The sequence below is a fragment of the Streptomyces sp. WAC 04229 genome (genome assembly GCF_003947455.1).
Classification (GTDB): domain Bacteria; phylum Actinomycetota; class Actinomycetes; order Streptomycetales; family Streptomycetaceae; genus Streptomyces.
This window is the reverse complement of record NZ_QHJH01000004.1, coordinates 37,429-57,091: the sequence shown is the minus strand read 5'-3', so window position 1 is coordinate 57,091 and position 19,663 is coordinate 37,429. Positions and strand designations below refer to the sequence as shown.

Genomic DNA, 19,663 nt, shown 5'->3' with positions numbered 1-19,663 from the left:
CCGTACGGAACAGCACCCCAGGAGCCCCGCATGACCTCGACCGGACTCATCGACGTCCACGCCCACTTCGTCACCGACACCTACGTCGCCGCGGCCCGGGCGGCCGGTGTCGAGCACCCCGACGGAATGCCCGGCTGGCCCACGTGGAGCGTCGAACAGCATCTCGACCTGATGGAACGATCGGGGATCGAGAAGTCCTACCTGTCGATCTCCTCCCCGGGCGTGCACTTCGGCGACGACGGCGACGCACGGGCTCTCGCGCGGGAGGTCAACACGTTCGGTGCCCGGATCCGCACCGAGCATCCGCAGCGGTTCGGGCACTTCGCCTCCCTCCCGCTGCCCGACGTCGAGGGCTCGCTCGCCGAGGCCGCCCACGCGCTCGACGAGCTCGGCGCGGACGCGGTGGCGGTGGAGACCAACCATCACGGCCTCTACCTCGGCGACCCCCGGCTCGAACCGCTGTGGGAGGATCTCGACCGCCGCGGCGCTGTCGTCTTCGTCCACCCCACCTCACCGCCCCACGCCGAAGACATCGTCCTGGGGCGGCCGCGGCCGATGCTTGAGTTCCTCTTCGACACCGCCCGCGCCGCGAGTGACCTGCTCTTCCGCGGCGTGCTCGCCCGTCATCCGCGCATCCGCTGGGTCCTGACCCACGGCGGGGGAGTGCTGCCGCTGCTCGCCGACCGCATGGAACTGTTCCGCACCCTGCTGGGCGGCGACCCCGGGGACGCGCCGAGCACCGTCGAGCAGCTGGGCCGCCTCTGGTACGACATGGCCGGAACGCCCTTCCCGCGCCAGATCCCGGCGCTCGACGCGGCATTCGGTACGGAACGTCTCCTGTACGGCAGCGATTACTGCTGGACACCCGCTGACGCGGCCCTGGCCCAGGTCGAGTCCGTCGACTCGGCCGTACAGCCGTCCGCCACCGACACCTGGCGGGACCTCACCACCCGCAACGCACGCCGTCTGTTCACCACGAACGCGGCATGACCGCCCGCCGGCCGAAGGAACGGGCGGCCGGGCCGCAGCGATCACAGCAAGGAGCGACATGAGCAGGTACGTTGAGCCGTCCGCGATCAACGGGCGGGTGGTGCTGAGGGGCGTCACCGTCGTCGACCCGCTGGACGGGAGCCGCACCCCGGGCCGGGACGTGGTCGTCGAGGGCGGCCACATCACGTCGGTGACGACGACCGGCGCGCCGGTGGCCGACGCCCACGTGGTGGAGGGGCGGGGCCGATTCGTCGTCCCGGCGTTCATGGACATGCACATGCACGCCCTGAACACTCCGGAGGACGTCGACGGCACCTATGCGCTGATGCTCGCCGGCGGTGTCGTCGGCTTCCGCCAGATGTCGGGCAGCAGGACACTGCTGAAGTCCCGGCGCGAGGGCACGCTGCCCCGGCCGACCGGCGCACCGGCGCTCAAGGCGACCGCCGGCGACCTGCTGACCCCGCTGAACGCGAGCACGGTCGAGTCAGCGGTGCGGGCCGTACGGGAACAGCACCGGGACGGCGCCGACTTCATCAAGGCCGGTGCCACCACCCGGGTCACCTTCATGGCCGCCCTCGAGGAGGCGAACCGGCTCGGCATCCTGCTGGGCGGTCACCTGCCGTCCGATCTCGACCCCCGGGAGGCCGCGCGCGGTGGTGTCTGGTCGATCGAGCACCTGGGCCCAGGTGTCACCATGTTCGCGGCGTCTTCCTCCCGCGAGGCCGAGGTCCGGGCCAAGAACGCCGCCCGGAAGCTCCCGCCGATCCCCAAGGTGAAGTTCCCCGGTGCCGACAAGCTGGTGATGAAACTCGTCAAAGGCATGGCGGTGAACCCCGCGACGAGCACGTCCGAAACGGAGGCCCACGCCTACGAGCTCGCCGACGGCTCCTACGACCAGCACAAGGCGGAGGAGCTGGCCGCCCTGTTCGTCGAACACACCACCTGGCAGTGCCCGACCCTGATCCGGGTCCACACGCAGCAGTTCGGCGACTCGCCGGAACACACCGCGGACCCGCGACGCCGCTACATGGCACCCGAGGAGCTGCGTGCGTGGGACAAGTCGGCGAGGAAGTTCTCCAGGCTTCCCGACGCCACCCGCGAAGCCCTGCGCGGCCACTGGGCCGCGCAGCTGCGGATGACCAAGACCTTCGCCGACGCCGGAGTCCCGATGGTCGCGGGTTCCGACGCGTGCGGGGCGGCGGGCATCATCCCCGGCTTCGCCCTCCATGACGAGTTCGACTATCTTGCCGAGGCCGGACTGGACCCGCTGACCATTCTGCGGATGGCGACGACCGAACCGGCCCGCTTCCTGGGCGAGGAGGGCGCTTTTGGCCGGGGCATTCCCGGCATGTCCGCCGACCTGGTGCTCCTGGACCAGGACCCGCTGCGGGACCACACCGCCCTGCACCACATCGCGGGCGTGATGCGGGACGGCTCCTGGTGGTCCCGCGCCGACCTCGACGCGGTGCTGGAACGAGTCGCCGCCAAGCCCGGCGCTCACTGATCCCGGCTCTTCACCGCGCCTTCGGCGCCACGGCGGCGCTCGTCCGCGGTCGACCGTGCGGACGATCCGCCGACCGACTCCGGCCCGGAGACCCGCGATCCCCTCGCCCGGCACGCCATGACAATCCGGTATGACATGACAAGAGGAACACCCATGACGGACATCGACGTCGTCACCCAGACCGTACTGCTGGAACGCCAGGGACGTGACCGGGGCTGGTGGGACCAGATGCGGGCCTGTTACTGGCCCGACTCCATCGTGACTCTCAGCTGGTACCGAGGGGACGGGCCGGGGTTCGTGGACGCCTCCGAGGCCATGTCCGGGCGCGGGGACGCGAGCGTCCACCGCCTGTCCCCGCCCACCGTCCGGATCGTGGGTGACCGAGCGTTCGTCGAGACACCCGCCGGCATCGAGGTGCGGACCGAGGTCGACGGCGTCACCGCCGACCTCGTCTCCTACACCCGCATCGTCCACCGCCTCGAACGACGCGACGGCCGCTGGGGCATCGTCGCGCTGGACTGCGTCTACGAGCGCGACACTCTCCACCCCGCTGTCCCGGGCGGGCACATCACCATTCCCCGCGAGGACCTCGCTCGCCACCGCGCGCCGTACGCGCTCCTCGCCTGGCACCTGGCCCGGCGCGGCTACGACGTGGCCACCGACCTGCTCGGCGACGACCAGCCCGAGCGCACGGCGGCCTTCTACACCGAGACACTGAAGTGGCTCCGCGGCTGAGCCTGCCCGGCCGGGGGCAGCCGGACAGCGCCGAGTCAAGGTGGAGGACAACCCGGCCCACGTGGCGGCGGCGCTCCTGTGCTGGACATCGCGCCTGACATCGCGACGATCGCTCCGAGTTGAACTCACGAAGCACGGGCCGCGGTCGGCATCAGCCGCGCGGTGTCAGTACTCGTGCGTAGGTTCCGACGACGTTTGACAGGTCTGCGGTATGTGGACGCGGAAAGGGGCTCGCTCGGTTGATGGTTCATCAGGTAAGTCAGCATTCGGTCAGCATGAGCCGCAGAGCGTTCCCGGAGAATTGCCCTAACAGTCGTCGGAGACGGCGTGAAAGCCCAGGTGGGGGCCGTATCTCCTGACCGGAGCGATGTTCCTCACAAGCATCGTTCGGCGCGTGCCGGTGTACAGTCGAGACCGCCCTTGACCTGGAGGAAGTAGGCAGGGAGCCGTCTCAGAGGAGTCCAAAGTGCTGCGTACTCTGTTCAAGTCCAAGATCTAGCATCTGGGCGTTTGTGCAGGTCAGAGGCATAGTAGGGCCGCTCAGGTCAGCAATTGGTCAGCATCGGGTGCGAGGGCGTCCTGGGTTGCTGACCTGGCGATCGCCGCGGCGGGGGCCTGGGTGCAGATGCCCGGCTCCTGTTCGGAAGGTGCGTCGCGTGGCTCGTCAACTCGCCTGCGGTATGGGGTCGTTCTCCAAGGGCTGCGGCTGTGCCAGGCCGATGCGGAGGCCGCACCCATACACGATCCGTTTCCGCAGCGGTCTGGGGAAGCAGGTCGAGAAGGGCGGGTTCGGCACGCAGGATGACGCGATCGATGGGCCTCACGCAGATCTATGCGGAGAAGAAGCGCGGCTCCGTCTGTCGCGGAAGCGAGCCGGGAGCTGGGGCAGAAGACGGTCGCGGAATTACCTGAAACAGGCTCTGGCTGGAGGGCCTGTGGTTCGCAAGCCGCTACCCGGACACCGACGTCGCCCACAAGAACCTGCGGCTGTACGTGGAACGGCTGCGGGACGTCGTCACGGGCGTCGCCCGCGGTGACGGCCCGCAGTAGGGGGCCGGTTCAGAAACTGACCGACTGGAGGGCGCCCAGGCCAACGTCCGCGTAGGAGTGCTTGCCGGAGACGAAGATGTTGACGCCGTAGTAGTTGAACAGCCAGCAGGCGAAGGCGGCCAGGGCCAGGTAGGCGGCCTTGCGGCCCTTCCAGCCGGCGGTGGCGCGGGCGTGCAGGTAGCCGGCGTAGGCGACCCAGGTGATGAAGGACCAGGTCTCCTTGGGGTCCCAGCCCCAGTAGCGGCCCCAGGCGTCGCCCGCCCAGATGGCGCCCGCGATGATCGTGAACGTCCACAGCGGGAAGACGGCGGCGTTGACGCGGTAGGCGAACTTGTCGAGGGAGGCGGCGGAGGGCAGCCGGTCCAGGACCGAGTTGGCGAAGCGGCCGGGGGTGCCGCCGGAGGCGAGCTTGTTCTCGAACGAGTCCTTGAAGAGGTACAGGATCGTGGAGACCGCGCCCACGTAGAAGACCGCGCCGCAGAAGATGGCGGTCGAGACGTGGATGTACAGCCAGTACGAGTGCAGGGCCGGGACGAGCTGGTCGCTGGCCGTGTACAGGACCGTGACGGCGAGGCCGAGGCCGAGCAGGACGGTCGTGGCCAGCGGCAGGCCGAGCCAGCGGACGTTCTTTCGCAAGGCGAGCAGGACAAGGTACACGCCGACGGCGACCGTCGTGAGCGTGATGTTGAACTCGTACATGTTGCCCCACGGCGCCCGCTGCACCGACAGGGCGCGACAGACCACGCCACCCGCCTCGATGGCGAAGGCGAGGACGGTCAGTGAGATGGCGATGCGTCCGTAGAGGTCGCCCTTCTCGGTGCCGCCGTGCGCGCCGGGACCGTCGGGCACGTCACGGGAGCCGGAGGCGGAGCGCACCACGACCTGCGGCCGTTGCAGTACGGCGGTGCCCCCGGCCTTCTTCACGGTGACGGCCGGGCCGGACGCCGCCTTGGTGGCTGCGCCGGCGGTGAGTGCGGCGGCGGTACGGCCGACCTTGCTGCGGCTGCCGAAGAGCCACTCGGTGATGTACGCGAAGAAGGCCAGGGTGTAGACGGCCATCGCGGAGTAGATCAGCGTGTTGCTGACGTTCGCGAGATGCTCGTTGGTCGCGGCGGCGAGATTCACTTCTTCTCAGTCTCTTCGGCAGTGACGGCGTGGGTGTCGGGGGGTTTGGGGATGGCGCGGTTCTCGGGGTTCTTCGGCGCGGCGGGCGCCCCCGGCCCGGTCCTGTTCCTGGAGGACGAGGAACCCGACTGCCCTGCCCCCCCGCAGCACTGGCGGCGATGCCAGGAGCCGATTCGGCGGCGTTCTCGCCGGTCGACGCAGCTGTCTGCCACGCCTTCCGGTTCGGCCTGCCGAGATCGGCTCCCCGCAGCGCTGCCTACTGGGCACCCTTGTCGGCGTGCCCTCCAAGCCGCTGTGCGACCCGCTCGGCTGTCTGCTGGCCCGTAAGCACGGCGCCGTTCATGGTTCCGGCCCACTCGCCGGCGGTTTCTACCCCGGCCCAGTGGATGCGCCCGTGAGGCTCTGTGAGGGCGCTGCCGTAACTGACGGATGCATAGGGGGCTACAGCAGGGTTCGGCCCTCCCGGGGCGAACGGTTCGGACGCCGGGCCCCAGCAGTGGTCCACGTAGTCGATGGGGGTGCTCGCCTGAGCGCCGTACAGCCCGACGAGCTGGTCGATCACCCGGCGACGTCGATCCGCCGAGTTGAAACCGTCGAATACGCGAGGGTCGCAGAAGGCCATCAGGACGCCTGGTCCGCTGTCATCGGGCGAAACGTCGAAGGTGATGAAAACGGTACCGGTGTCGGTCAGTGCCTCACCCGAAAGCCCGCTGCTCCGCCAGAAGGGCTTCTCGTAGGCGACGAACGCCTTGCTCAGTGTGCCCAGACGCCAGGTCTTCGCGAGCCCTTCCGCCTTGTCGGGCAGGGCAGGCTGGAATTCGATATCGACGCGGTGCGAGGGGGCGGCGGTGACGATGGCGTACTTGGCGTTGATCACTTTCGAGTCGGTACTGACCGTGACGCCGCTGTCGTCCTGGGTGATTCGTCGAACAGGGGCACCGACGACAACCCTGTCGCCGAGTTGCTCGGCGAGCCTCACGGCGATCTCCTGAGTGGTTTCGGTGATTCGCTCCTCTTGCTGACCGCCCTCGACGCTGAGCATGTGCTCCACGCCCCCTGCAGCGCGAATGTAGCGCAACGCGTGCAGCAGAGAGACATCCCCCGGGCTGCAGCCCCACTGCACCTTGGTGAGGATGGTCATCAGCGCCCGCGTGCTCGTTGTCGCCTGCTGCTGGTCGAGCCATTCTCCGAACGAGACCGCGTCGAGCCGGCCGGCGTCCGGGGATTCCCAAGCCGCATCGACGTTGATGGTCGAAGTCAGTTCCGCCACCGCCATCTGAATACGGGCCAAGTCTTCCAAGGCTTCGGGTGAGACCTCGGGAAAGGTGCCGGTGTAGGTGCTGCGCTGTCCGTCCATCCACAGGACGTTGTCGCCCTCGTCGAACTGACTGGTCGTGGTGCACCCCAACCGGCTCGCGAGGTCTCGGATCGCAGTGTGCCGCTGTGCGACCCACGTCGCGCCGAGGTCCACCTTGACCCCGGCCACTTCGCCTGAGAACGCTCGGCCTCCGACGCGGTCGCGACCTTCCACGACCAAGACCGACACGCCCATGTTCCCCAGCCGTTCTGCGGCGGTCAGGCCGGCGAAGCCGGCGCCGACGATCACGACGTCGACTGCTGTTTCCTCGGTTCCGCCCTTAAGAGAGTTCGACATGCTTTCCTCCTTCACTCACGCGGTCTGCGTATTGTGAGATGTATTGGGTGATCGGGTCAGTAAGGGATTTCGAGACTGCTGTATGCCGCGCCAGGTATGGTGACGTGCCACGCCTGAATCCGCGGCGCCTATGTCAGTTTCCGACTCCTCCTTGGACGCGGTTCCGACGTTTCCACCGTCCCAATTGTGGAGTCCAGCTGCAACAGAAAAGTGCACCTGTCTCGGTCGGGGCGAGTGCACGATGCACCGACCTCCTCCTGAGTTCGGAGCATCACCGATTGACGAGCGATGTGGCACGTCATACCTCGCCACGCCCGAAGCCTGTGGCTTCATTCGAACAATTCGGCGATCGTGAAGTTGCTCGCCGTCCGGTCTCGTAATGGAACACCGGCTTCGGCTGATTTCTGATCCCTCGAAAAAAGTCAAAACAGACTTGAGTGGCTGCCCTGTCGGCGCGGGGTGGCCGAATAATCCGGGTCGGCCGCGTCGTGCCTGGTGATCCGGACTCCACCCCGCCGTGCTCAGGGGGTGAGTACGAGGCGGATCGGGTCTCCGATCTTCTTCTCCAGCCGGGCGACGGCGTCCGCGGCTTCGGCCAGGGGGACGTGGGCGCTGACGGAGGGGCCGAGGTCGATCCGTCCGGCGGCGGCCAGCGCGACGAGCTGTTCCACGTGCTCGGGTTCGGAGCCGTAGTGTCCGCGGATCTGCCGGACGTTGAAGCAGAAGTCGATGCTGTCGGCGACGCTGACCGGCTCCGGGGTGAGGCCGGCGAGGACCAGGACGCCGTTCGGGCCGAGCACGGTGCCGGCCTGGGCGCGGGCAGCTCCTACGCCGGCGAAGTCGAAGGCGACGTCGATGCCCCGCCCTGCCGTCGCCCTTCGCACCGCCTCGGTGAAATCTCCGGCCGTGGGGTCCAGCGCCTCGTCGGCTCCGAACAGGAGGGCGCGCTCGCGGGCCGAGGCCAGCGGGTCGACAGCGATGACTGGGGCGGCTCCGGCCAGGCGGGCGAGCCGGATGCCGTGGGCGCCGAGACCTCCGGCTCCCCAGATGCCGACTGCCTGCGCGGGGCGGACCGCGCCGGTGTCGACGATCGCGGCGTACGGGGTGGAGACGGCGTCGGGGATGATCGCGGCCTGGTCGAACGGCAGGTGGTCCGGGATGGGGAGCAGGGTGTCCTCCCGGGCGAGGGCGTACTGCGCCCAACCGCCGTCGTAGTCCACTCCTCGAGTCAGAGGCTTGCGGCAGGTCATGTAGCGCAGGCAGTCGGCGCAGTCGCCGCACGCTTGACCGGCCTGTAGTACGACGCGCAGGCCGGGGGTCCAGTCGCCCTTGACGCCGGGGCCGACGGTATGGACGACACCGGCCACCTCGTGGCCGGGGGTGAGGGCACCGGAGTCCCTGACGGTGTCCACGGGGTAGAAGGGGCTCAGGCTGCCGTCGATCAGATGGATGTCGGACAGGCAGACGCCGGCGGCCCGCACTTCGACGAGGACTTCGCCCGCGCCGGGAACCGGGATCGGGACCTCTTCGACGGCGAAGGTGCGGGTGTCCAGGCGAAGCCGCCCGGCCAGCATGGTGTTCATGCGCAAACCTCGATGTGCTCGGGAAGAAGCGCACGCCTGCAGCTCAGACGCACGACATGGTCACATGACCATGTCGATTAACCGTGTCTGTTGACGAGGTCGCCTGTCAAGCGGCCGCCCCCGGACGTTCGTATCGGATTCCAGGTTCCCCAGCCGCCTGTGTCCTTCGATACAGTCACCTGACATGTTCGACTGACAAAGTCGTGTGTAGATTGGTTGGTGACCGCTGGAGAGAAACGAAAGGCACGCTCATGACTCAGGTGTCCGTAGGTGCGGCGCGGGCGATCCCCGAGCGCCCCCCGCTGCCCCTCGTAGGCCACGCGCTGAACCTTCCTGCGGGCGCGGACTTCCTGGCCTACCTGCTGAAGGAGTTCAGGGAGTTCGGGCCCGTGTACCGGCTGCGGGTCTTCGGGAGGGACACCGTCATGATCGGCGGCCTGGACCTCGTGACCGAACTGTCGGACGAGACCCGCTTCCGCAAGCACGTTCACGCCGACCTGGTCGAGGTCCGGGCCCTGGCCGGGGACGGTCTGTTCACCGCCTACAACCACGAACCGAACTGGCGCAAGGCCCACGACATCCTGATGCCCGCGTTCTCGCTCGGCGCGATGCGCAGCTACCACGCCCCCATGCTCAAGGTCGCCCGCTCGCTGATCGGCAAGTGGGACCGGCTCGCCGGGGTGCAGTCGGTGGATGTCCCCGACGAGATGACCCGGCTGACCTTCGACACGATCGGTCTGTGCGGCTTCGGCTACGACTTCCAGTCCTTCCGGCGCAACGACCTGCACCCGTTCGTCGACGCGATGACCCGGGCCCTCGTCTTCGCCCAGGAGAAGGGCGAGTCAATCCCGGGCTCCGAGTTCTTCAAGAGGAAGAAGGTCGAGCAGTTCCGGAGGGACGTCGACCTGATGACGGACCTCGTCGACGAGGTGATCAAGGAGCGCCGTGCCTCCGGCGACACCAGCACGGACGACCTGATGGGGCTGATGCTGCACACCGAGGACCCCGCCACCGGCGAGCTGCTGGACGACGTCAACATCCGCCACCAGGTGATCACCTTCCTGATCGCAGGCCACGAGACCACCAGCAGCGCGCTCTCCTTCGCCCTCTACTACCTCACCAAGCATCCGGAGGTGCTCGCCCGGGCCCAGGCCGAGGTGGACGCCTTGTGGGGTGACACCGACGACCCGGATCCCGGGTACGGCGACATCGGCAAGCTCGCCTACATCCGCCAGGTGCTCAACGAGAGCCTGCGGCTGTGGCCGACGGCGCCCGCGTTCGCCGTCGAGCCGATCGAGGACACCGTCATCGGCGGCAAGTACCCCGTACGCAAGGGCGAGTCGCTGATGGTGATCACCTCGGCCCTTCACCGTGACGCGGCCTGGGGGGAGAACGTCGAGCTGTTCGATCCCGAGCGCTTCACCCCCGAGCGGGAGGCGGCCCGCTCGGTCCACGCCTTCAAGCCGTTCGGCAACGGCGAGCGGGCCTGCATCGGCCGCCAGTTCGCGCTGCACGAGGCCACCCTGCTGCTGGGCCTGCTGGTGCACCGCTACCGTCTGATCGACCACACCGACTACCAGCTGAAGATCAAGTCGACGCTGACCATCAAGCCCGACGGCTTCAGCCTCCGGCTCGCCCGCCGCACCAGTGACGAACGGCGCCTGCCCGCCGTGACGGCGGCGGATCCCGTCGCGGGCCGGACCACCACCGTGACGCGCCGTGCGAGCGGCACCGCGCTGACCCTGCTGCACGGATCCAACCTCGGCACCTGCGCCGGCATCGCCCGCGACCTCGGCGGCGACGGCGAGGAGCACGGCTTCGTCCCGTCCGTCGCCGCCCTCAACGAGTACACGGAAAGACTGGCCGGCACCGAGGGCCCCGTCGTCATCGTCGCCGCTTCCTACAACGGCCGCCCCACCGACGACGCAGCCGAGTTCGTCGCCGCTCTGGAGAACCTCGCCCCCGGCTCGCTCACCGGCCTGCGGTACGCCGTCCTCGGTGTCGGCGACCGCAACTGGGCGGCGACCTACCAGCGCATCCCCACCCTGATCGACGAGCGTCTGGCCGCCGCCGGCGCCGTCCCGCTTCTGGAGCGCGGCGCCGCCGACGCATCAGGTGACTTCGGCGGAGTGGTCGACCAGTGGACGGCGGACCTGTGGGCGGTCCTGCTGGACGAGTACGGCGAAGCGGTCGCCGGCGAGGCGGCGGGTCCCGCACCGGAGGCGGAAGAAGAAGGGCTGTACGAGCTGGAGGACACCTCGGAGTCGGTCCTCGGCGGTCTCGCCGAGCGCCACGGCGTCCAGCCGATGGAGGTCCTCGAAGCGTACGAACTCGTCGACACCGACCACGAACTCGGACGCTCCAAGCGGTTCCTGCGGCTCCGTCTGCCCGAGGGCGTCAGCTACCGCACCGCTGATCACCTGGCCGTCCTGCCCAGCAATCCCGAGGCCCTCGTCCAGCGTGTCGCCGACCGCTTCGGCCTCGACCTGGACCGCACGGTCCGGCTGCGCGCCCGCCGTCGGAGCCGGGGCGCGCTGCCGGTCGACCGGCCGCTGACCCTGCGCCGCCTGCTCACCGACTTCGTCGAGCTGCAGGACCCGGCCACCCAGGAGCAGGTCGCCGTGCTCGCCGAGCACACGTCCTGCCCGCCTGAGAAGCAGCCGCTCACCGTCTTCGCCACCGCCGATGCCGAGACCTTCCGGGAGCAGGTGTCCGTCGCGGGGCTCAGCGTCCTGGACCTCGTGGAGCGCTACCGTGCGTGCGAACTGCCCTTCGAACGCTTCCTGGAAATGCTGCCGGTGCTGCGCCCCCGGCACTACTCGATCTCGTCGTCCGCCGCGGCCCGGCCGGGTGAGGCGGACCTGATGGTGTCGCTGCTCGCGGCGCCCCACCGGTCGGGGGAGGGCGCCTTCCGGGGCATCGCCTCGCACTTCCTGCAGACGGTGAACGCGGGCGACGTGATCCAGGCCCGGGTCCTGCCGTGCAGCGAGTCCTTCCGCCTCCCCGAGGACACCTCCGTACCGGTGATCCTGATCAGCGCGGGTACCGGTCTCGCGCCCTTCCGCGGCGCGGTTCTCGACCGCCACCACGCCGGCTCGACCGGGACCCTGCTCTGCTACTTCGGCTGCGACCATCCCGACGTGGACTTCCTCCACCGGGAGGAGTTCGAGGCGGCCGAGGCGGCCGGCGCCGTCAGCATGCGTCCCACCTTCATGCACGCGCCCGAGAACGGCGCCCGCTTCGTCCAGGAGCGCATCGCCCGCGAGAGCGAGGAGGTGTGGTCGGTCCTGGAGTCCGACGGGCGCGTCTACATCTGCGGCGACGGCCGCCGTATGGCACCGGCCGTACGGGAAGCGTTCATGGCGCTCTATCGTGAACGGACCGGTGCGAGCGATGAGCAGGCCGTGGCATGGCTCGCGGCGCTCGTCGAGTCCGGGCGCTACGTCGAAGACGTCTGGGCCGGCTGAGTCTCACGCGTAGGCAGAGACGGTTGGGGGCGCACCTTCCAGGTGCGCCCCCAACCGTCTTCACGTCGTGTCAGGCCGTCGGCACGTCCGGGAGGTCGAGGCCCCCCTTGGCCAGCGCCACGGTCGCGGCTACGAGTGCCCTCAGACCCGTCCGCTCCGTGGCCTCGTCCGGCACGCTCAGCAGGACCTGCATGGTGAGTCCGTCGAAGCCGGAGAGGAAGAACCGAGCCACTGTTTCCGGGGACTCGGCCAGTTTCTGTCCCGTCCTGTCCGCGGTTTCGGCGATCACCTGTGCGGTCACCTCGATGACCCGCTGGTAATGGCTCTGCCGGGCCTCGTTGAGCCCGGGCACACGCAGGGCGAACATGGTCAGTTCAGTGAGCAGCTGCTGGTGCGACGTCGGCTCACGCACAGTGCCCCACAAGGCCCCCGCCAGGGCGCTGAAGGTCCTCTCGAAGCCCGCGTCCTCCGGCGCCGCCCGCTGCACCTGCGCGACCAGCTCGTCGGTGATCTGGTCCATCACCGCCCGGTAGAGATCCTCCTTCGTGCCGAAGGTGTAGTGGACGGTGGCCTGTGCGACGCCGAGCTCCGCGGCGATGGCACGGGTGCTTCCCGCGGCGACGCCCTCCCGGGTCATGAGGTCGATGGCCGCCTTGATCAACTGGGGGCGGCGCTCCGCCGCGGAAACATGAGCCATACCGTCCAGTATATCGACTTAGTCGATCGATCAAGTCGGTGTGATCGAGGGCTGTGTCACCGGCCGGGCGAACGCCCTCGTCGCACGCGCGTCACCCGTGAGGCACGAGCGGTGTTTAGTTCGCTCGATGGTCGGATCCGCTGCCCGCGGGGAGAGCCTGTTCGGCCCAGATGACCTTTCCCTCACGACTGTGTCGTGCGCCCCAGCGATCGGTGAGCTGGGCCACCAACAGCAGGCCCCGGCCGCCTTCGTCGAAGATCCGGGCGCGGCGCAGATGCGGGGCCGTGCTACTGGCGTCGGAGACCTCGCAGGTGAGCGTCGACTGGAGGATCAGTCGCAGCTGGATGGGGCTCTTGCCGTAGCGGATCGCGTTCGTCACCAGTTCGCTGACGGCCAGCTCGGTGGTGAACGACATCTCCTCCAGCCCCCAGGCCGCCAGTACGTCGGACGCGAAGCGGCGGGCTCCGGATACGGCTGCTGGATCGGACGGCAGGTTGATCGCTGCGACATGGTCGGGATCGAGGGCTCGGGTCCGGGCAATCAGCAGGGCGACGTCATCGGCGGGTCGGCTGGGCAGCAGAGCGGCCAGCAGCTGGTCGCAGGTCTCCTCCAGCGACTCCGGCGCCGAGGTGAGGACATCGTGCAGTGTGGTGAGTGCGACATCCACGTCACGCGTGCGGTCGGCGATCAGCCCATCGGTGTGCAGGACCAGCAGGCTGCTCTCCCGCAGTTCGAACTCGGTCGTCTCGAAGGGGAGTCCGCCCAGGCCGAGGGGCGGACCGACCGACACCTCGGGCAGCTCGACCACGCTGGAGGTCCGGGTGTCCTCGCCGGTGGTCGAGGGGGTCACCACGGTCGGCGGGACATGGCCGGCACTGGCGACGGAGCATAGACGGGAGACGGGGTCGTAGATCGCGTACAGGCAGGTGGCGCTGGTCTCTCCCTCGTCCCGTGACTCCTCGCGCTGCATCCGGATGACCACGTCGTCCAGATGCGTGAGCAGCTCATCGGGCATGAGGTCGATGTCGGCGAAGGCGCGGACGGCTGTGCGGAGTCGACCCATGGTGGCGGCGGCGTGCAGGCCGCGTCCGACCACGTCGCCGACGACGAGCGCGACGCGGGCCCCGGACAGCGGAATCACGTCGTACCAGTCACCGCCCACACCCGCGCGGGACCCGGCGGGCAGGTAGCGCGAGGCCGCTTCGACGGCCGACTGTTTCGCCGTGTGTCGCGGCAGCAGGGTTCGCTGGAGGGTGAGCGCGGTGGAGCGCTCACGGGTGTACCGGCGGGCGTTGTCGATGGACACCGCTGCCCTGGAGACGATCTCCTGCGCCAGCAGGAGGTCGTCGTCGTCGAACGGAGCCGAGGTGCGATGGCGTGAGAACTGCACCAGGCCCAGTGTCTCCCCACGGGCGTGCAGCGCTACGAGGAGAACCGAGTGGAGGCCGAGGACGCGCAACGCCTGATTGTGGGACTCGGACGGGGCCATCCACATGGGCATCCCGGCCCTTCCGACGCGGTGCAGGACGGATCGTCCGGTGGCCAGTGTGCGAGCCGGTTCCGAGTCGTCGGGGTAGGAGTGGGCCTCACCGATGCGGAGCAGGGACTCCGGACAGCCGTCGAGGACGGAGCGCTGGGCGACTCGGCGCTGCGTCAGACCCTCCGGTGAACCCGTGCCCTGTTCGTCGAGGGCGGAGTCGAACAGGTCGACGGTGACGAGATCGGCGAACTCCTCGGTGCACACCTCCGTCAACTCCTGTGCGGTGCGGGTGACGTCGAGTGTGGTCCCGATCTGCTTGCTCGCCCAGTTGGTGAGGGCGAGTCGGCGCTGGAGCAAATGGTCGCGCTCCTCCTGGTAGGCGGCGACGACCTCCTCCGAGGACCGGTCCACGTAGTCGAAGCCGATCGTGATCAGCCTCATCGCGGCGAGGTGGATCATGTGCCAGTCGCTGGTGAGGCGGGGAGCTTCGGCCTGGACCATTTCGAGCAGGCTGAGGTGGCCGAGCCGGTAGCCACGCAGGAGTCTGCTCACCGGGATCCCTCGCCGGGCGTAGAGGCGACCTACTTCCAAGACGACCGAAGGGGCTTTCGGCGCGCTCACGTCAGGTTGGGTCTCCAGGAGATCCAGAATGGTGGTGACGTGCTGGGCTGTCTCCTCCAAGGTCAGAGCCGCGATCTCCCCTTCCTCCCGCAGTTCGGGGAGTTCGCCGTTCAGGCGCTGGAGCATCAGGCCGGCCAGCTTCTCCGCCTGTGTCCTGAGGTGGCGGGCCAGCTGACCAAGGAACGCATCGACGTCGGTTCCCATAGTGTGAATGTACGGGAAGCCCTTGACGTACGCCCCTCGTCAGTGAGGGCCAGCCCCTCAGCTGTCTCGCGCCGGGGTTCGACGCGCTCGACTGACCGGCTCACCCGTACGGGCGTCCGGGGACGCACTCGGCCAGGGGCGCTACGCCAGGCTGGTGAGGCAGAACGGATCAGAGCCCCTTCAGGAGACGGCCATAGACAGGACACGAAAGGCACGGCCGCGGGCCGGGCTGGCAGCCCGGCTGCTCGCGCGGTGCGCCATGGTGGCGGCAACCGCCGCCGTGGCAGTGCTGCTGCTCGCGCTGAGCGGGGGCGGACTGCTCGTGGTCATGGCCGGGATCCTCGGGTTCGTGGTCTGCGCCGCAGGCATCTGGTGGCTCGTGGCCCGGCGCGGTCTCGTGCGGCTGCTCGGCGCGTTCGTGGCCGTCGCGGCGCCGGCCGGAGTGCTCGTGTTCTACGCGCGGAGCGGTCTGTGGCTGATCGCGTTGATCTCCAGCCTGTGCTGGGCGACGGCGGTGACCTGCGGCCGCACGGCGCTGCACCGAGCGCGGCCGCCCCGGTCGCAGCGGCCCGTACGCGCACGTCCGCCGAGGCGGGCGGTGCTGATCATGAATCCGAAGTCGGGCGGTGGCAAGGTCACCCGCTTCGACCTCGTGAAGCGGGCGGAGCGACTGGGCGCGCGGGTGATCCTGCTGGACCCGTCAGCCCCGGTCGACGTGGGCGGACTGGCCCGAGAGGCCGTAGAAGACGGTGCCGACCTGCTCGGTGTCGCCGGTGGCGACGGTACTCAAGCACTGGTCGCGGCCGTCGCCGCCGAACACGGACTGCCGTTCCTCGTGATCTCCGCGGGTACCCGCAACCACTTCGCCATGGATCTCGGCCTCGACCGCGCCGACCCGGCCCGCTGCCTCGATGCCCTGACCGAAGGAGAGGAGATCCGGGTCGATCTCGGCGACGTCTCCGGTCGTCCCTTCGTCAACACGGTGTCCTTCGGCGTGTACGCGGACATCGTGCAGAGCCCCGAGTACCGCGACGACAAGACGGGTACCGCACTGAAGCTCATGCCGGACCTCTTGGCCAAGGAGGGCGCGCGACGACTCGACGCGCGCGCGGACGGTACCCGGCTCGCGGACCAACAGGCGCTGTTGATCAGCAACAATCCGTACGCTTCGCCCGACGAACTGAGCGGCGGCGGGCGCCGGCCCGTGCTCGATGACGGGGAGCTGGGCGTGATCGGGATCAGGGTGGCGAACGCGGCCCAGGCGGCACAGCTGGCCCTGTGGGGCTCACAGGCGCCGGGGCTCACCGTGACGACCGCGCGGCGGGTCGAGGTTACGGCCGGGGGCCCGCAGTCCCCAGACACGGGGGGCGGTCAGGAGGCGCAAATTCCGGTGGCGGTTGACGGGGAGGCGCTGTGGCTGCGCACACCGGTCGTGTGCTCGGTACGGCCCCGCGCGCTACGGGTGCTGCTGCCACGCGACCGCCCCGGCGCACCGCCACCAGCGCCCCCGGTCGACTGGCGGAAACTGCTCGCCCTCGCGTGCGGTCCCGTGCGCGGCCCGGGCCCGTGAGTTGCTCGGGTCGGTCCTCAGAGACCGAGGTAGTCGCCCAGGTCGGCGTAGTCGACCTGCCACAGGCCGGGCGAGCCCTTCGGGTACTGGGACCGGAACCCGAGGATGCGCTGGACACGCGGCGAGAGCGTCTTCGCGACCTCCATGCCGACCAGGAAGGGGTACGCTTCCTCGCCGGTGAGGAAGCCCGGATTGAAGGCGAAGGCCAGGGCCCGCCGGTACTCGTCGCCGGTCTGGTTCGCGCCGCCTCCGTGCGCGGTCTTGCCGCTGAACAGAAGGGCGTCTCCGGCGTTCATAATCGCGGGAACTGTCTGCTCAGGAGTTCCGCGATCCTCGAAGTCGCTCCAGTGGTTGCTCCCGGGGATGACTCGGGTGGCTCCGTTCTCCTCCGTGAAGTCGGTCAGGGCGATCAGGAAGTTGAGGGTGACCTCTGGACCGTCGGGCCCCATCCCGATGAAAGGGAACCAGTTCTCCAAGTCCCGGTGCAGCATCTGCGCCTGGCTGCGGGGGCCGATCTCGATCACTTGCGCGGTGGTCATCCAGTACGTGCCCGACTCCGGGAGGAAGGTCCGGTCGCAGACCTCGTGGACCAGGGAGTGCTCGAGGATCTCGTTGCGGAACGTGGCGCTGTGCGTGACCAGGTTGGTGAGTCGCTTGGTGTTGCTGCCGTGGAACGCGGCCACCATTTCGTTCTCGTGGGTCGAGCCGGGGCGAAGAGCCTGCAGCGGCGGCTCGATCTCGGCGTTGAAGCGGTTCATCTGCTCGTTCGTCAGGAAGTTCCTGACGACGACGCCTCCGTCGCGGGTCAGGAGCGTGAGGATCTCGTCCGTCGGCGTGTCAGTCTCCACCGACGTAAGGGTCTGACGCTGCTTCTGTGTGGTCATGTGCCTTCTCTCCCTCAATGTCCTTGCTGTTCCCGTGGTTGGTGGCGCTACTTTCGCCAGCCACGACCGCCGTCGAGAACGACAGCGAGCACCTGCCTTGCTCGGGCGCGGTGCACGATGCACACGCCGGCGCGGCGCCGCTCTCCCGCGGTTGTCGAGTCAGGAGCCGGCGCCTGTCATGACTCCGTGCCTCCCTCAACGCCGTGCGCCGGGTTCGTGCGGCCCCCTCCCACGGCCGCGCGCTGCCGAGCCATCCGAGGAGGAAGGCTGCCGGGACGGAGATCAGCCCGGGGGTGTGAAGCGGGATCAGGTTGAAGTCCTGCTCCGGCAACAGCGCGTACTTCGTCCCGGACACCGCGGGGGAGGTGAGGGTCAGGAGTGCGCAGAGGGACAGCCCTCCGTAGACGAGCCACAGAAGCCCTCGGCGGTTGAAGCCGGTCCACAGGAAGGAGTAGACGAGTGCGGGGAACACACAGGTGGCCGCGAGACTCAGCGAGAAGGCGAGGAGGAATTCAATGGGGTAGCGGTACAGGGCGGTGGCGAGGAGAAGGCTGACGACGCAGAGCGCGACAACGGACAGTCGCATGACGGCGGGCTCTCCGATGCCGATCCTGGAGCGGCCCTTCTGCCCGAACAGGTCGCGGGCCACGGAGACGGCGGCGGCGAAGGTCACGCTCGCCACGGCTGTGAGGACGGCGAGAAAGGCGACACAGGCCACGAGGACGATGACCACGACCCGGCCCGTGGAGTGGTGGGGGAGGACCTCCGATGCCAGGAGGATCGGGGCTCCCTGCCCCTTCACGTCGACGACCCCGATCTGTCCGCTGCCCACCACCGCGGCAGCGGCGACACCGGCCGTGATCAGGAGCAGGTAGAAGAGGCCGGTCAGCCCTACGGCGACGCTCGATGAGCGTCGCGCGGCGGACGCGTCCCGACTGGCGCTGACCCGCAGGAGCAGGTGGGGCATCATCGCGGTGCCGAGGACGACGACGATGTGGTCGCTGATCGTGCCGAGCGGACCGAAGTCGGCGGTGTGCGCCCACAGCCCGGGGCTGAGGTAGTCATCCGGCGACATGCTCTTGTCCATGGCGGCCGACAGCAGCGATTCAGGACTCCAGTCGAACAGGCGGAGCGCCAGCAGGGTCAGTGCGGCGAGCGTCGCCAGGGCTATGGGCACCTTGGCGACCTGTATGAAACTGGTGCCGCGCAGATCCGCCACTCCTGCGAAGCATGTGATGAGGAATCCCATCAGTACCGTGCACACCACTTGGGCCGTCTCGGTCGGCATGCCGATCAGAAGTGCGGCGGTGATGCCGCCGGCCCGCAGCTGGACCATGAGCAGGGGTATGGCGATGCACAGCGTCACCACCGCACCGGCGATCCGCGTTCCCGGTCCCTCGGCACGCAGGGCGAACAGCTCACCGAGGGTGTAGCGGCGGGTCGCGCGAATCCTGGAGGCGAGGAGCAGGAAGACACCGAGTGCGAGGGCACTGTCGACGGCGGTCGAGACACCGTCGTACCCGAACAGGGCGATCGCTCCCGGCAACGAGACCAGGATGACGACCGTGATCTGTTCCCCGGCCATCGCGACGCCGTTGAAGACGGGCGGGAGAGACCGGCCGGCGACGTAGAGGCGTTCCGGATCGTCGTCCTGAGTGGCGAGGGTGAAGACCCACAGGAGGCAGAGGCCGATGAAGACGAAGAAGGCGGTGATGACCGCGCCCCTCGCGGCGGAGCCGATGAGGTCGGGCGAGCCGGCGCTCAGGAGGTACGTCGTCACCACGTGCCCCCGACCGAACGAGAGGCAGCGGTCGTCGCCGGGGCAGGCTCGCACGAGGACGCGGCCCGGCTCTCGTACCACCACGTCCCGCCGACGAGGACGAGGAGCTGCGTGAGCGCCCACGCCGTGCCGAGGGTGAGGCGTCCGTACACGGAGACCTCACCGAGGGTTGTGGAGCAGGAGAGCAGGACACCTACGGCGAGCGGCAGGGCGTTGACAGTGACCAGCACTCGTGTGTCACGGGATGAATGCCGGGAGGAAGCGGAGGGCACGAGATCTCTCTCTGAAGATAAGGGAAGACGGACACAGCGCGACGGGT

At 68.9% G+C, this 19,663-nt stretch carries 13 protein-coding genes; 5 read left to right on the top strand and 8 right to left on the bottom strand.

The features are described from left to right. The first annotated feature begins 30 nt into the window (after positions 1-30). The 3 genes from DMH12_RS01965 to DMH12_RS01955 all read left to right on the top strand — a co-directional run bounded on the left by DMH12_RS01965 (position 31) and on the right by DMH12_RS01955 (position 3,229). Positions 31-990: an amidohydrolase family protein gene (locus tag DMH12_RS01965; RefSeq protein ID WP_125489767.1), complete on the top strand. Its 960-nt coding sequence runs from the start codon at positions 31-33 to the stop codon at positions 988-990. A gap of 58 nt (positions 991-1,048) precedes the next feature. After that, a complete protein-coding gene (locus DMH12_RS01960; RefSeq protein ID WP_125489766.1) occupies positions 1,049-2,494 on the top strand; it encodes an amidohydrolase family protein in 1,446 nt (481 codons plus the stop codon). Between the two features lie 153 nt (positions 2,495-2,647). Continuing rightward, entirely contained in the window at positions 2,648-3,229 is a 582-nt protein-coding gene (locus DMH12_RS01955) for a nuclear transport factor 2 family protein (protein ID WP_125489765.1), read from the top strand. Positions 3,230-4,288: 1,059 nt separating this feature from the next. On the opposite strand, the gene ccsB is transcribed toward DMH12_RS01955, so the two are convergent. The 3 genes from ccsB to DMH12_RS01935 form a co-directional block, all read right to left on the bottom strand. Beyond that, a complete protein-coding gene (gene ccsB, locus DMH12_RS01945) occupies positions 4,289-5,404 on the bottom strand; it encodes a c-type cytochrome biogenesis protein CcsB (protein WP_125489764.1) in 1,116 nt (371 codons plus the stop codon). Between the two features lie 256 nt (positions 5,405-5,660). Continuing rightward, on the bottom strand, positions 5,661-7,058 hold the full coding sequence (locus DMH12_RS01940; protein WP_125489763.1) for a flavin monoamine oxidase family protein: 1,398 nt from the start codon (positions 7,056-7,058) through the stop codon (positions 5,661-5,663). A 521-nt stretch (positions 7,059-7,579) separates the two neighbouring features. Beyond that, the gene (locus DMH12_RS01935; RefSeq protein ID WP_125489762.1) at positions 7,580-8,641 is read right to left on the bottom strand and encodes a zinc-binding dehydrogenase; all 1,062 of its coding nucleotides are present in this window, start codon (positions 8,639-8,641) and stop codon (positions 7,580-7,582) included. Between the two features lie 251 nt (positions 8,642-8,892). Between DMH12_RS01935 and DMH12_RS01930 the strand changes: the two genes are divergently transcribed. Continuing rightward, positions 8,893-12,108 carry a bifunctional cytochrome P450/NADPH--P450 reductase gene (locus DMH12_RS01930; protein ID WP_125489761.1) on the top strand — a complete coding sequence of 1,072 codons (3,216 nt, stop codon included), beginning with the start codon at positions 8,893-8,895 and terminating at the stop codon, positions 12,106-12,108. A 70-nt stretch (positions 12,109-12,178) separates the two neighbouring features. Here DMH12_RS01930 and DMH12_RS01925 read toward each other — a convergent pair whose 3' ends face one another. Together DMH12_RS01925 and DMH12_RS01920 are read right to left on the bottom strand one after the other, a co-directional pair. Further along, complete coding sequence (locus DMH12_RS01925; RefSeq protein ID WP_125489760.1) at positions 12,179-12,805, bottom strand: TetR/AcrR family transcriptional regulator; 627 nt, start codon at positions 12,803-12,805, stop codon at positions 12,179-12,181. A gap of 115 nt (positions 12,806-12,920) precedes the next feature. Further along, entirely contained in the window at positions 12,921-15,110 is a 2,190-nt protein-coding gene (locus tag DMH12_RS01920; RefSeq protein ID WP_125489759.1) for a SpoIIE family protein phosphatase, read from the bottom strand. Positions 15,111-15,369: 259 nt separating this feature from the next. On the opposite strand from DMH12_RS01920, the gene DMH12_RS01915 reads away from it, so the two are divergent. After that, positions 15,370-16,680: a diacylglycerol kinase family protein gene (locus DMH12_RS01915; RefSeq protein WP_125489758.1), complete on the top strand. Its 1,311-nt coding sequence runs from the start codon at positions 15,370-15,372 to the stop codon at positions 16,678-16,680. Between the two features lie 17 nt (positions 16,681-16,697). Here DMH12_RS01915 and DMH12_RS01910 read toward each other — a convergent pair whose 3' ends face one another. The 3 genes from DMH12_RS01910 to DMH12_RS01900 are packed head-to-tail and all read right to left on the bottom strand — an operon-like array spanning position 16,698 to position 19,574. Further along, the gene (locus DMH12_RS01910; RefSeq protein WP_125489757.1) at positions 16,698-17,564 is read right to left on the bottom strand and encodes a phytanoyl-CoA dioxygenase family protein; all 867 of its coding nucleotides are present in this window, start codon (positions 17,562-17,564) and stop codon (positions 16,698-16,700) included. Continuing rightward, positions 17,518-19,344 carry a sodium:solute symporter family transporter gene (locus DMH12_RS01905; protein WP_260473981.1) on the bottom strand — a complete coding sequence of 609 codons (1,827 nt, stop codon included), beginning with the start codon at positions 19,342-19,344 and terminating at the stop codon, positions 17,518-17,520. Before DMH12_RS01905 ends, DMH12_RS01910 begins: the two co-directional genes overlap by 47 nt. Continuing rightward, positions 19,341-19,574: a hypothetical protein gene (locus DMH12_RS01900; protein WP_125489756.1), complete on the bottom strand. Its 234-nt coding sequence runs from the start codon at positions 19,572-19,574 to the stop codon at positions 19,341-19,343. The genes DMH12_RS01905 and DMH12_RS01900 overlap by 4 nt, the downstream gene beginning before the upstream one ends. Between the last annotated feature and the right edge of the window lie 89 nt (positions 19,575-19,663).